General features: G+C 72.7%; 10 protein-coding genes. 9 read left to right on the forward strand and 1 reads right to left on the reverse strand.

The annotated features are described in order from the left end of the window. Positions 1–77: 77 nt before the first annotated feature. On the reverse strand, positions 78–1,139 hold the full coding sequence (locus ACN28F_RS24245; RefSeq protein WP_289210184.1) for an NAD(P)-dependent alcohol dehydrogenase: 1,062 nt from the start codon (positions 1,137–1,139) through the stop codon (positions 78–80). A gap of 94 nt (positions 1,140–1,233) precedes the next feature. Here ACN28F_RS24245 and ACN28F_RS24250 point away from each other — a divergent pair, with 94 nt between their 5' ends. The 9 genes from ACN28F_RS24250 (at position 1,234) to ACN28F_RS24290 (ending at position 12,856) form a co-directional block, all read left to right on the forward strand. After that, positions 1,234–2,703: an aldehyde dehydrogenase family protein gene (locus tag ACN28F_RS24250; RefSeq protein WP_289210185.1), complete on the forward strand. Its 1,470-nt coding sequence runs from the start codon at positions 1,234–1,236 to the stop codon at positions 2,701–2,703. Then, a complete protein-coding gene (locus ACN28F_RS24255; RefSeq protein ID WP_289210186.1) occupies positions 2,700–3,959 on the forward strand; it encodes a PucR family transcriptional regulator in 1,260 nt (419 codons plus the stop codon). The genes ACN28F_RS24250 and ACN28F_RS24255 overlap by 4 nt, the downstream gene beginning before the upstream one ends. 191 nt (positions 3,960–4,150) lie before the next feature. Continuing rightward, on the forward strand, positions 4,151–5,170 hold the full coding sequence (locus ACN28F_RS24260) for a zinc-binding dehydrogenase (RefSeq protein WP_289210187.1): 1,020 nt from the start codon (positions 4,151–4,153) through the stop codon (positions 5,168–5,170). Then, positions 5,167–6,636, forward strand: coding sequence for an amidohydrolase family protein (locus tag ACN28F_RS24265; protein ID WP_289210188.1), 1,470 nt, complete (start codon positions 5,167–5,169; stop codon positions 6,634–6,636). Before ACN28F_RS24260 ends, ACN28F_RS24265 begins: the two co-directional genes overlap by 4 nt. A gap of 11 nt (positions 6,637–6,647) precedes the next feature. Beyond that, complete coding sequence (locus tag ACN28F_RS24270) at positions 6,648–7,727, forward strand: BMP family ABC transporter substrate-binding protein (protein ID WP_289210189.1); 1,080 nt, start codon at positions 6,648–6,650, stop codon at positions 7,725–7,727. Between the two features lie 60 nt (positions 7,728–7,787). Then, a complete protein-coding gene (locus ACN28F_RS24275; RefSeq protein ID WP_289210190.1) occupies positions 7,788–9,443 on the forward strand; it encodes an ABC transporter ATP-binding protein in 1,656 nt (551 codons plus the stop codon). Further along, positions 9,443–10,759, forward strand: coding sequence for an ABC transporter permease (locus tag ACN28F_RS24280; protein WP_289210191.1), 1,317 nt, complete (start codon positions 9,443–9,445; stop codon positions 10,757–10,759). The genes ACN28F_RS24275 and ACN28F_RS24280 overlap by 1 nt, the downstream gene beginning before the upstream one ends. Continuing rightward, complete coding sequence (locus ACN28F_RS24285; protein ID WP_289210192.1) at positions 10,756–11,670, forward strand: ABC transporter permease; 915 nt, start codon at positions 10,756–10,758, stop codon at positions 11,668–11,670. The genes ACN28F_RS24280 and ACN28F_RS24285 overlap by 4 nt, the downstream gene beginning before the upstream one ends. An 82-nt stretch (positions 11,671–11,752) precedes the next feature. Further along, on the forward strand, positions 11,753–12,856 hold the full coding sequence (locus tag ACN28F_RS24290; RefSeq protein ID WP_289210193.1) for a sodium:calcium antiporter: 1,104 nt from the start codon (positions 11,753–11,755) through the stop codon (positions 12,854–12,856). Positions 12,857–12,897 lie beyond the last annotated feature (41 nt).

Genomic DNA, 12,897 nt, shown 5'->3' on the forward strand with positions numbered 1-12,897 from the left:
CGACGATCTTGCGCTTATCGACCGGGAAATCGGACAAAAGCTCTCGATAACTGCAAGATCGTCGCGATCATGGAGGGTCAGAAGGTGAGGACGGCCTTGCCGACCGTACCGCTGCGGACCGCCGCCACGGCCTCGTTGATCTGCGTGAACGGGAAGTAGCTGAGCAGCTTGTCGACCGGGAACCGCCCAGCGGTGTGCAGGTCCAGCAGTTTCGGCAGGAACACCTGGGGCAGGCTGGCGCCACCGATGATCCCGGTGACGCTGCGTCCGTTGAGGATGCTGCGCCAGTCGAAACTCATCTGTTCGCTGGGGCCGACCCCGACGATCCCGCACCGGCCCAGCGGACCCAGGGCCTCCACGGCGGTGCGGGCCACCTCTTCGCGGCCGGTGGCGTCGATGGCGAAGTCGAAGCCGTGCGGTGCGATCGCGGCCAGCAGCTCCTTGGTGTCGCCGGAGCGCGAGTCGACGCCGTGGGTGGCGCCGAGCAGCCGGGCGGTGTCCAGCTTGTCGGCGTTGACGTCGACGGCGGCGATCGTCGAGCAGCCGGCGACCTTGGCGGCCAGGATCGCCGCGACACCGACCGCGCCCGCGCCGAACACGGCGATCGTCGACCCCACCGGTGGCCGGAGCACGTTGAGCACCGCGCCCGCGCCGGTGCCGAACCCGCAGCCGAACGGTCCGACCAGGCGCAGGTCGATCTCCTTGCTGATCGGCACCACCGCGCGGGCGGGGGCGACGACGTGACTGGCGAACGCCGACTGACCGAGGAAGTGCCCGTTGACCGGTTCGCCGTCGCGCGACAGCGCGCTGCTGCCGTCGGGTCGGCGGCCGGTGAAGTTGACCGCGTCGAAGCTGCGGCAGTAGGCCGGGCTGCCGGTCAGGCAGAGCGAGCAGGTGCCGCACGAGGTGAAGCTCATCGCGACGTGGTCGCCGACCGAGATTCCGGTGACCCGTTCGCCGACCTGTTCGACCACGCCCGCGCCCTCGTGGCCGAGTACGGCGGGGGTGGGGAAGAAGGTGGCGAACTCCAGGTCGGTGCCGCAGATGCCGACGCTGTGCACCCGGACCAGCACCTCGTCCGGACGGGGCCCGGCCAGTTCGACCTCCTCGAGGGCGAACGGACCCCCCGCGTTGTTCACAACCGCCGCCGTGATGCGCACACGACCTCCCCGATGACTCACAAAGCGAGACTGCATCTTGACATGCGGAACATGAAGGGTCAAGGATTCCACCATGGCTGACCTGGACATTCCCGCTGCCCGCCAGCTGATCGACGGTGCCTGGGAGGCGGCCGCCGACGGTGGCGAACTCCCTGTCCTCGACCCGGCGACCCGGGAGACGATCCAGCCGGTGGCCCGGGCCCGCGCCGCCGACGTGGACCGCGCCGTCGCCGCCGCCCGCCGGGCGGCCCCCGCCTGGGCGGCCACGTCGCCGAGCGAGCGGGGCGCGATGCTGCGCCGATGGGCCGACCTGATCGCCGCCCATGTCGAGGACCTTGCCGTCCATGAGGCCCGTGACGTGGGCAAACCCCGCTCCGGCGGCCGGCTCAACATGTACATCGCGCACGGCATCGTCGACTACTTCGCCGGTGCCGCCGACAAGCTCACCGGCGTCACCCTGCCCACCCGTACCCCGGACTACTTCGGCTACACCCAGCCGGAGCCGTACGGGGTCTGTGCGGTGGTGATCCCGTGGAACGTGCCGGCGGTGCTGACCGCCGCGAACGTCGCCCCGGCCCTGGCCGCCGGCAACACGGTGGTGCTCAAGCCTTCGGAGATCGCACCGCTGGCCCCGTTCGCGCTGGCCGAGCTGGCCCGCCGGGCCGGCCTGCCGCCCGGGGTGCTCAACGTCGTCACCGGGCTCGGGCCCGAGGCGGGGGTCGCCCTGACCGGACACCCCGACATCGACCACATCAGCTTCGTCGGCTCCACGGTCACCGGCCGCGCGGTGATGCGGGCCGCCGCCGAGCACCTGGTGCCGGTCAAGCTCGAACTCGGTGGCAAGTCGCCGAACGTCGTCTTCGCCGACGCCGACCTCGACGCCGCGGTGCCGGCGATCGTCGCGTCGATCACCGAGAACGCCGGGCAGAACTGCTACGCGGGTTCCCGCCTGGTGGTACAGGAGTCGATCCGCGCCGAGGTGGTCGAGCGGATCGCCGCCGCGATGGCGCAGGTCCGGGTCGGCTCCTGGGACCAGGACCTGGACATGGGTCCGCTGGTCAGCCAGGCTCAGTACGAGCGGGTCCGGGACTTTCTGGCCGAGGCCCCGGCGGCCGGGGCACGCCTGGTCACCGGCGGGGCGTCGGCGGCGTCCGGGTCCGGCGACGGCTGGTACGTCGCCCCGACGGTCTTCGACGGCGTCGACTCGACGATGCGGCTGGCCCGTGAGGAGGTCTTCGGCCCGGTGCTGGCCGTCCAGGGCTTCCGGACCACCGAGGAGGCGGTGTCGATCATGAACGGCACCGACTTCGGCCTGCTGAGCTGCATCTGGACCTCGGACGTGTCCCGCGCCCTGCGGGTCGCCGGGCAGGCCCGCAGCGGCCAGGTGACGGTCAACCAGTTCCACGACGCCGGGGTGATCGGTTTCCCGTTCAACATGCAGAAGGAGAGCGGGTTCAGCCGGGGTGGCGGGTACGCGGCGCTGCGCGAGTACACCCAGGAGAAGGCCGTCGCGGTCCGGCTGCTCGATCGACCGCCGACGTGACCGGCCCGGCCGAACGCCCGGTACCGGCGCGGCCACGGCTGTCGGTGGCGGCCGAGCCGGACCCGGAGCAGTTCGCCCAGTGGCTGACCGATCTGGCGTTCGGCGGTGCCGGCTGGCCGGTGCTGCTGGCCCGGGTGGCCGAGGTCACCGGCACCGGCGTACGCCTGGTCGGCCCGGCTGGTGACCTGCTGGCCGACAGCGGCGACAGCGGCCGGGACGACGGTGCCGGGGGAGCGGGCGGCGGGGTCGACCGCCGCCGGGGCGGTTGGTCCGGGGCGCGGGTGGCGGACCCCGACCTGCTCGGTGCCGAGCGGGTGCGGTGCACCGACGGCTGGCTCGGCCGGGCGGTACCGGTCGGGACCGGCAGCCGGCGACTCGGCGTACTGCTGCTGGCCGAGCCGGTCGACGGACGCCAGCTCGACTACGGCCGGGCCGCGGTCACCGCGCTGTTGATCGAGGCGGTACGCCGTGAGCCGCCGCAACCGCCCGTACCGGTCGGTGCCGATGCGGTGCTGCGGGCGTTGCGTGACGGCCCCGGCGCGGGGGCCGTGGCCGGGCCCGAGGAGCTGTTGCGGGCCGCCGCCGCGTACGGCTGGCGGTTGGACCAGCCGCACGCGGCGGTCGCCCTGGGCTACACGGGTGCCCAGCGACGGCGGTGGGCCTCGGCGTTGACCTGGCTGGACCGGCCGGTGCTGATCGAGGACGGGTACGGCTGGACGCTGTTGCACGACGACCCGCAGCGGGAGGTCGCCCGGTTGCGCCGCCGGCTGGAGCAGATCGTCGGTGCCGGACAGGTTCTGGTCGCCTGCGGTCGCGCGGTCGCCGATCCGGGTCGGACGCCGGAGTCGTTCCGCGACGCGCGGCTGCTGCTGGGGCTGCTGCTGCGTCATCCGGCCGGTCCGCCGGGGCTGTCGCCTGGTGGGCCGGCCGGTGAGTTGCCGTTCGACCGGGCCGGGCTGGCCCAGTTGCTGCTGGCGGTCCCGGACGAGCGGCTGCACTGGTACGTGGACCGCCACCTCGGGCCGATCGCCGGCCGTGACGATCTGCTGCGCACCCTGGACCACTGGTTGGCCAGTGGGGGCAGCAGGCAAGCTGTGAGTGAGCAACTGCATCTGCACCGTAACTCGGTGGGCTACCGGGTCGGGTTGATCAAGCGGCTGCTGGGGGTGGATCCGCTGGATCCGTCGACGGCTGCCGTGCTGCGTACCGCGCTGGTCGCGCGGGAGCTGCTGATCATCGCGGCCGATGCCGGATAACCGCAGGTCGATCGCGATCTTGGCGGCTGCTGGCGGCCCGCGGATCACAGGCACGTTACGTCGCTGAGCCAGTTTCGGTCGAGGCGTTGACAGGCCGCCGGCCCGCAGGCAAAGTACGTCGCTAAGCAACCTGCATCACAATGCAAGACGGCATATCGTTTGGTAGACAGCGGAGGGGCACCGTGCGAGCGATGGTTCAGACCGGTTTCGGGGGGCCCGAGGTCGTGCGCCTGCACGACCTGGCCGAGCCCGTCGCCGGCCCGACCGACGCCGTCGTCGCCGTCGACACCGCCGCACTCAACCGGCTCGACCTGCTGCAGCGGCGTGGCCCCGGGCTGCTGCCCGGGTTCGCGCTGCCGCACATCGCCGGCATGGACCTCGCCGGCCGGGTGGTCGCCACCGGAGCGGCCGTGACCAGCCTGCGGGTCGGCGACCGGGTCGTCGTCGACCCCACCACCGGCTGCGGACGCTGCACCGACTGCGTCAGCGGCAACCCGGGCTACTGCGCCACCGTCGCGGTCATCGGCGGCAACCGCCCCGGCGGCTTCGCCGAGTACGTCGCCGTACCGGCCGCGCTGGCCCACCGGGTGCCCGACCACGTCGCCCTCGCCGACGCCGCCGCGCTGCCCACCGCCTGGGCGGTCGCCTTCAACGCCCTGCACCGCGTCGGTCAGCTGCGCTCCGGCGAGACGGTGCTGATCCCGGCGGCCACCAGCGCGGTCAGCATGGCCGCCATCCAGCTCGCCCGCCAGGCCGGTGCCCGGGTCGTCGCGATCGCCCGGACCGAGGCCAAGCGTGCCGCCGCCGCCGACCTCGGGGCCGACGTCGTGCTCGACCTCGACGACCGGACGGCCGCCGCCGTCGCCGCGCACACCGACGGCCACGGCGTCGACCTGGTCGTCGACCACGTCGGCGCGGCCACCTGGGAACTCTCGCTGGCCAGCCTGCGTACCGAGGGGCGGCTGGTCCTACTCGGCAACACCAGCGGCGACCAGGTCAGCCTGTCACTGGCCAACGTCTACCACCGGGGCCTGCGGCTGCTCGGCGCCGGTGCCTACACCCCGGCCGACTTCGCCGCCATGCTCGCCGCCTTCTTCGCCGGTGGCATGCGGGTGGTCCGGGCCGCCGAATACCCCCTCGCCGACCTCGCCGAGGCGTACGCCCGGCAGGAGTCCGGTGACCTCGTCGGCAAGATCCTGATCCGGCCATGACCACGCCACCGAACCCCGCCCCGGCCGTCGACGGTGCCACCGGCACCGCCGACCTGCTGATCGTCGACGCCGACATCGTCACCATGGCCCCCGGCCGGGAGGTGGTCACCGGCGCAGCGATCGCCGTCGTCGACGGCCGGATCGCCGACATCGGCCCCACCGGTGCCCTGCGGGTGGCGTACCCGCACGCCCCGGAACTCGACGCCGCCGGCTGCCTGGTCGTCCCCGGCCTGATCGACGCCCACCAGCACACCACCGCCGACCCGCTGATCCGCAGCAGCATCCCCGACCACGTCCCCGCGCAGCAGGCCATCTTCGACTGGATCGTGCCGCTGCACGCCGCCGTCACCGGCGACGACGACGAACTGTCGGCGACCCTCACCGCCGTCGAGGCGCTCAGCTACGGCGTCACCACCCTGCTGGAGCCGGGCACCGTCGGCCATCCGCTGCGGGTCGCCGCCGGCCTGCGTACCGCCGGCATCCGGGCCCGGGTCGGCGGCTGGGGCTGGGACGTCGCCGACGCCCCGTACGCGATGCCCGCCGCCGACACCCTCGCCGCCCAGGCCGAGACGGTCACCGCCCTGGCCGGCGACCGTCTGGTCACCGGGTGGGTCACCCTGGTCGGCCACGACCTGGCCAGCGACGAGCTGTTCACCGGCGCCGCCGAGTTGGCCCATCGGCTCGACGTACCGATGACCTGGCACCTGTCGCCCAGCGCCGACGACCCGGCCGCGTACGCGGTGGCCGGTCGCCCCCGCCCGGTGCTGCACCTGCGCGACCTCGGCGTGCTCGGCCCCCGACTGTTGCTCGGCCACGCCGTCTGGCTCGACGACGACGAAGTCGACGTGCTCGCCGCCAGCGGCGCCGCCGTCGCCTCCTGCCCCGGCGCCTACCTGCGGCTCGGGCAGGGCTTCACCCGGGCCGGCCGACACACCGAACTGCTGCGCGCCGGTGGCCGGTTGGCGTTGGGCTGCGACTCGCACAACGCCGGCGACACCCCGGACGTGTGGCGTGCCGCCCGGCTCTTCGCCGGGCTGGAGCGGGACCGGGGTGCGGCCGATCCGCTGCGCGCCGACGAGGTTTTCGCCCTGGCCACCATCGACGGCGCGGCCGCCGTCGGGCTCGGGCAGCTGACCGGCTCGATCGAGGTCGGCAAGGCCGCCGACCTGGTCGTGCTGGACACCCGCACCATCGCGTGGACCCCGCCCGGTGACCTGGCCACCCAGCTCGTCTGGGGGGCGGCCAGTCACACCGTACGGGACGTACTGGTCGACGGCCGGCCGGTGATCCGGGACCGCCGGATCACCACCGTCGACGTCGACGCCCTGCGTACCGAGGCCACGCGACGCCGCGCGGACCTGCTGCGTCGGGCCGGCATCGACATCCCGCATCGCTGGCCTGCCGTGCCGGCGACCGAGTACCGCGCACACCGGACCGGCACGGCCGGCGTGACGCCCCCACAGTGAGAGGAACCGCAGTGACAATACGGATTCGTAAGGGTGCGGCGGCGCTGCTCGCCGGCGCCGTCAGCCTCGCCCTGGTCGGCTGTGCCGACAACGACGCGACCGCACCGGCCCCGGCCGGCAGCGAGGGCGGTGGCACCGTCATCGCCGGTCAGCCGGACGTCAACGCCGACGGCAAGGTGCTGATCGGGGTGCTCAGCCCCGGTGACATCAACGACAACGGCTACTACGAGAGCTTCGTCGCCGAGGCCGAGCGGTTCGCCAACGAGCAGGGCTGGGAGGTCATCAAGCGCGGCTCGGTGCCGCCCACCGAGGCACTCAGCGCCGCCCGCGCGCTGTGCCAGCAGGGCGTGGACATGGTCGCCCTGGGCGCCTCCGAGCTCAAGGACGCCATCCCGGCCTCCACGGAACCGGCCTGCGAGAACGTCGCCTGGTACGTGCCGTCTTCGGAGAACATCCCGCAGACGCCGGAGATCGTCATCTCCAGCGACGACCCGAACCAGAGCATGCTCGCCGCCGGTTACGCGACCGGGCTGCTGATGGCCGACAGCGGCGACACCAAGGCCGGGTTCGTCACCGGCATGGAGGTCGACTTCGCCATCAACGCCGCCCGCGCCTTCAAGGCCGGCATCCGGATGGTCGTCCCCGAGGCCGACCTGGTGATCACCTACACCGGTGACTTCAACGACTCGGCGAAGGCCCGCGAGGCCGTGCAGGCGCAGATCGACCAGGGCGTCGGCGTGGTCTACCCGTACCTGGGCGGTGCCACCGACGCGGCGGCCGCGCTGGCCAACGAGAACGACGCGTTGACGCTGACCCCGGGTACCGACCGGTGCGAGTCGACCGAGCCGGAGTTCGACATCTCGGTCATCTTCGACCCGGGTGCCTACTTCGCGGCCGCGCTGACCCTGTTCGCCGACGGCGAGCTGGAGATGGGCACCACGAAGGTGTGGCAGATCGGTGTCGACCCGTACCCGGCGATCAAGATCTGCAACCCGACGCCGGAGCAGACGGAGAAGATGGACGCGTTCGTGGCGGACGTCGCGAGCGGCAGCATCGACACCGCCGCCGAGGTGGAGCGGCTGGGTAACTGACCCCGCCACCGAACGCACTCTGACCCCGCTGCCTGAGCCGACAACGAGGTGGAACGGACTGTGGACACCGACGACCAGCAGGCGCCGGCGCTCACCCTGAGCGCGGTGAGCAAGCGCTACGGTCCGGTCGTCGCCTGCGACGCCGTGGATCTCACCGTACGACCCGGTGAGATCCACGGCCTCCTCGGCGAGAACGGGGCCGGCAAGTCGACGCTGATGAAGATCCTGCTCGGGCTGGTGCACCGCGACGCCGGCACGATCGAGCGGGACGGCCGACCGGTGGAGATCGACACTCCGCAGGTGGCGGCCGAGCTCGGGCTGGGCATGGTGCACCAGCACTTCAGCCTGATCGAGCCGCTCGCGGTCTGGGAGAACGTGATCCTCGGCGACACCGGCCGGGTCGACAAGGCGGCGGCCTGCGCGCAGGTCGAGCAGGTCGCCACGCGGTACGGCCTGCCGATCGACCCGCTGGCCCGGGTGGACCGGCTCTCCGCCGGGGAACGTCAGCGGGTCGAACTGATCAAGTGCCTGCGCCGGGACCCGTCGGTGCTCATCCTGGACGAGCCGACGTCGGTGCTCACCCAGGCGGAGTCGGCCGAACTGTTCACCGTGCTGCGCCGGGTGGTGCAGGCGGAGAACCGGGCGGTCATCCTGATCAGCCACAAACTGGCCGAGATCATCGCGGCCACCGACCGGGTGACCGTACTGCGCCGTGGCGCGGTGGTCTTCCACGGCGCCACCGCCGACACCACCCCGCAGTTGCTGGCCCGGCAGATGGTCGGCCGGGAGGTGTCACTACGGGCGGAGAGCGCCGCGTTGGGCCTGCTGCCCGTCGAACGGCCGACCACGGAGGCCGGCGCGTCGGCGGAGGCCGCCGCCCCGGCAGAGGCCGGCGCACCGGCGGAGCCGGCGGCCCCGGCCGACCAGTCGGCGGTGGAGCCACCGGAGCGGCCGACCGCACCGGCCGCGAAGGCGCCAGCGCTGCGGCTGCACGACGTCACGGTGCTCCTCGGCGACCTGAAGATCCTCGACACGCTCAGCCTGGACGTCGCCGCCGGCGAGATCGTCGGCCTGTACGGCGTGGAGGGCAACGGCCAGGCCACCCTCGGGGACCTGCTCTCCGGGCTGTTGACCCCCGACGCCGGTACGGTCGAGATCGCCGGCGCGGTGGTGGACCTGGCCCGGCCAGGTGCGCTGCACCACGCCGGACTCGGCATCGTGCCCGAGGACCGGCACCGCTCCGGGGTGGTGCTCGACATGACGATCGCCGAGAACCTGGCGATGAAGTCGCTGGCGGCGGTCTACGGTGCCGGCGGCGTGCTCAGCCGGCGCAGGATGCACCAGATCGCCCGGCAGCGGATGGCCGAGTTCAACATCATCGCTCCGTCGCCGGACACCCCGGTCCGCAGCCTGTCCGGCGGCAACCAGCAGCGGGTGGTCCTGGCCCGCGAGTTGTCCGCCGGCCCCACCGTGCTGGTCGCCGCCCAACCCACCCACGGGCTCGACGTCGGCGCCATCGAAGACATGTACGTGCGGCTGCGGCGTGCCGCGGCGGAAGGGGTGGCGGTGTTGCTGATCTCCACAGAGTTGGAGGAGGTGATGGCCCTGGCCGACCGGATCGCGGTGATCTCCTCCGGACGCATCGTCGGGGTGCTCACCACGGCGGAGGCCACCGCGGAGCGGCTCGGCATGCTGGTCGGCGGGGTGAGCCACTGATGACCGCGACGACCGGACTCGACGGCACCGCCCGGCGGCTGCTCGCCCGGCTGAACCCCGGCGTGGGCGGCTGGCAGGTGACCGCCGCGACGGTGGCCACCGTGGCCGCCGCCCTCGGCCTGTCCGCCCTGCTGATCGCCGTCACCGGCGGCTCGCCGAGCGCCTCGGTGCAGGCCCTCTACCAGGGCAGCATGTCCAGCCCACGGGCATGGAGCAACTCGCTGCTCTACGTCGCGCCGTTGCTGCTGGTGGCGGTCGGCGCCTGCGTCAGCGCCCGCAGCGGATTCTTCAACATCGGCCAGGAGGGCCAGGTGCTCATCGGCGCGCTGGCCGGTGCCTGGGTCGGGCTGCGACTCGCGCTGCCCGGGCCGGCGCTGCTGGTCGTGGTGCTGCTGGCCGCGTTGCTGGCTTCCGGTGCCTGGGCCGGCCTGAGCGCGCTGATGTACCGCTTCCGGGGTGTCAACGTCGTGGTCAGCACCCTGCTGATGACCTTCCTCGCCCAGCAGTTGGTGGCGTTCGCGGTGAACACCCCCTGGCTGCTGCAGGAGTCCCGGCTGGGCAGCGGCGTCGTTTCGCCGCAGTCCAACCCGCTGCCGGACAACGGCCGTCTCGGTTCCTTCGGCGAGTACCCGAACCTGCAGGTCAACGGCGGTCTGATTCTGGCGATCCTGGTCGCTGTCGCGCTCAGCCTGGCGATGACCCGTACCCGCTGGGGTTTCCGACTGAAGATGCTCGGCCTCAACCCGGTCACCGCGCAACACGCCGGGGTGCGCGTCGGTGCCCTCGGCGGAATGGCGTTGGCCATCTCGGGGGCGTTCGCCGGTCTCGCCGGGGCGCTGCTGCTGACCAGCCCGGTCGGCAGCCACCGGTTGCAGCCCGGCATGTCGTTGAACATCGGCTGGGACGGGCTGCTGGTGGCCCTGGTCGCCCGGAACAATCCACTGCTGGCCATCCCGGTCGCGGTGCTGTTCGGGGTACTGCGGGCCGGCGGTAGCTTCCTCGCCGCGACCGGCGTGCCGTCGTTCCTGGTCGACGTGGTCAAGGCGCTGCTGGTGCTGGCCTTCGTCGCACCGCCGGTGGTGATCGGCATGCTGCGCCGGCGCCGGGCCGGTGGCCAGGCGGCCGGCACCCCGCCGCCCGCCGGTGGGCTGCCCACCCCGACCACCCCGTCGGACGACCCGGCGGCCCCCGGCCGTGACGTGCCGGAGATCGACGTGGCGCAGGCCGACGGGTCCGACCCCGACGCGTCCGACCCCGACGGTCGTCCCAGGACCGGCGGTAGCAAGGAGAACGCTATGGAAGGCAAGCTGACATGAGCGCCGCCGACAACATCGCCACCATCCTGTCCAGCGGGGCCCGGCTGACCATCCCCCTGGCGTTCGCCGCCTGCGGCGAGTACGTCGCCCAGCGCGCCGGCACCCTGAACATCTCGGTCGAGGCGATGATGCTCGGTGCCGCGTTCGGCTCGATCGCGGTCGCCAGCGCGACCGGCAGCGCGACCGTCGGGTTGGCGGCCGGCGCGCTGATCGGAGTGCTGATCGCGGTGGTGCACGCGAACCTGTCGCACCGGGCCCAGATCAACACCTTCGTCGTCGGTCTGGTGCTCAACGCACTCGTCCTCGGGCTCACCAGCTATCTGATCACCATCAGCACCTTCACCGGCCACCAGGTCTGGCGGGTGGACATCCCGGTGTTGCGCGACATCCCCGTCATCGGGCCGATGCTGTTCGTGCAGCGCTGGCCGGCGTACCTGCTGCTGATCGCGATCCCGTTGACCTGGTGGCTCGTGGAACGCAGCCGGTGGGGTCTGGAGCTGCGGGCGGTCGGCGAGAATCCGCAGGCGGCCGACGTCAGCGGGATCAAGGTCAACCACCGGCGGCGGCAGGCGCTGCTCTTCTGCGGCCTGCTCGCCGGGCTCGGCGGCGCCTACCTCGCCGTCGGTGAGGTCGGTTCGTTCAACCAGAACATGACCGCTGGTCGGGGCTACCTGGTGATCGCCGCGGTGATCTTCGGTGCCTGGCGGCTGGGCCGGACCATGATCGGTTGTGCCGTCTTCGGCCTGGCCGACGCGATGCGGTTGGCCCTGCCGGCGCTCGGCATCACCGTCAACTCGCAGCTGCTGATCGCCGCGCCGTACCTGCTGGCGCTGCTCGCCATGCTGGTCTTCGCCACCGCGCACCGGGAGCCCAGAGCCCTGGCCCAACCCTTCCAACGCGGCACCACCTAGCGCGCCGGCCCCCACCGGCCCCGGTGCGGTGGCGGTGATTCACCGCCACCGCACCGGGGTAGGGGAGCGGCATGCCGTACCGATGTCCACCAGAGCTCCCCGACCAGCGCCGCCGTCCTGGTGCGCGACGACCTGCCGGCCGCAGACGGTGACCGGGTCGACCTGGCCGCTGGCGCCGAGTATCGCCGCGCTCGTGGTCGCCCTGGCGGTCATCGTCGCCGCCGGTAAGTCACTGGCGACGACCGCCGACACCCTCGCTGACCGGACCGGCATGGGGGAGGCCGTCGCCGGGGCGCTGCTGCTCGGCGCGGTCACCTCACTGCCCGGTATCGCCACCACCGCGATCGGCGCGTGGCAGGGCGACGCGCAGTTCGCCATCGCCAACCCGATCGGCGGGATCGCCGTACAGACGGTCTGGCTGGCCATCGCCGACCTGCTCTACCGGCGGTCCAACATCGAGCACGCCGCCGCCTCGCTGGAGAACATCATGCAGGCGCTGGTGCTGGTGGCACTGCTCTGTCTGCCGATCGTCGCCTACGCCACCCCGACCCTCAGCGTCGGCTGGGTGCACCCGGTGAGCCTGTTCATTCCGCTCCTCTACCTGTACGGGCTGCACCTGGTGCGCCGGCTGCGCCGCAACCCGATGTGGCGGGCCGAGCAGACCTCGGACACCCGCCAGGACGTGCCGGACGACGCCAACGGCGAGGCCGCCGGTGGGCCGAGCACCCGACGCCTGTGGCTGCGGCTGGCCGCACTCGCCGTCCTGGTCGGCGGCACCGGCTACCTCATCGGGCAGGGCGGCCTCGGGGTGATCGCCGCGACCGGGCTGCCCAGCGGCTTCGTCGGATTCACCATCACCACCGCGATCACGTCACTGCCGGAGCTGGTCGCGCTGATCGCGGCGGTACGCATCGGCGCGTTGACCCTCGGCGTCGGCAACATCCTCGGCGGCAATGCCTTCGACTCGCTGATGATCTTCCTTGCCGACGCGACGTACCGGCCAGGGTCGATCTACAGTGACGCGGCCTCGGCCGGGCTGCTGTTGGCCGGGGCTACGACCCTGCTGACGGCCACCCTCGCCGCCGGGCTGATCCTGCGCGAGCGGCGCGGGATCGGGTTCGAGGGCGTCGCCATCCCGGCGATCTATCTCGGCGCGGTGGTGCTGCTGCTGATCCGCGCGGCATGACCGCCGGTTCGCCGGCCGGGTCGCCCGGCTTGTCGCCCGCC

The organism is Solwaraspora sp. WMMA2101, assembly GCF_049179175.1.
Lineage (GTDB): Bacteria > Actinomycetota > Actinomycetes > Mycobacteriales > Micromonosporaceae > Micromonospora_E.

What these genes read in the sequence shown, in the direction of transcription:
- ACN28F_RS24250 (WP_289210185.1), top strand. Translation starts at nt 1,234, where the DNA reads ATGGCTGACCTGGACATTCCCGCTGCCCGCCAGCTGATCGACGGTGCC.
- ACN28F_RS24260 (WP_289210187.1), top strand. Translation starts at nt 4,151, where the DNA reads ATGGTTCAGACCGGTTTCGGGGGGCCCGAGGTCGTGCGCCTGCACGAC.
- ACN28F_RS24265 (WP_289210188.1), top strand. Translation starts at nt 5,167, where the DNA reads ATGACCACGCCACCGAACCCCGCCCCGGCCGTCGACGGTGCCACCGGC.
- ACN28F_RS24280 (WP_289210191.1), top strand. Translation starts at nt 9,443, where the DNA reads ATGACCGCGACGACCGGACTCGACGGCACCGCCCGGCGGCTGCTCGCC.
- ACN28F_RS24285 (WP_289210192.1), top strand. Translation starts at nt 10,756, where the DNA reads ATGAGCGCCGCCGACAACATCGCCACCATCCTGTCCAGCGGGGCCCGG.
- ACN28F_RS24290 (WP_289210193.1), top strand. Translation starts at nt 11,753, where the DNA reads ATGTCCACCAGAGCTCCCCGACCAGCGCCGCCGTCCTGGTGCGCGACG.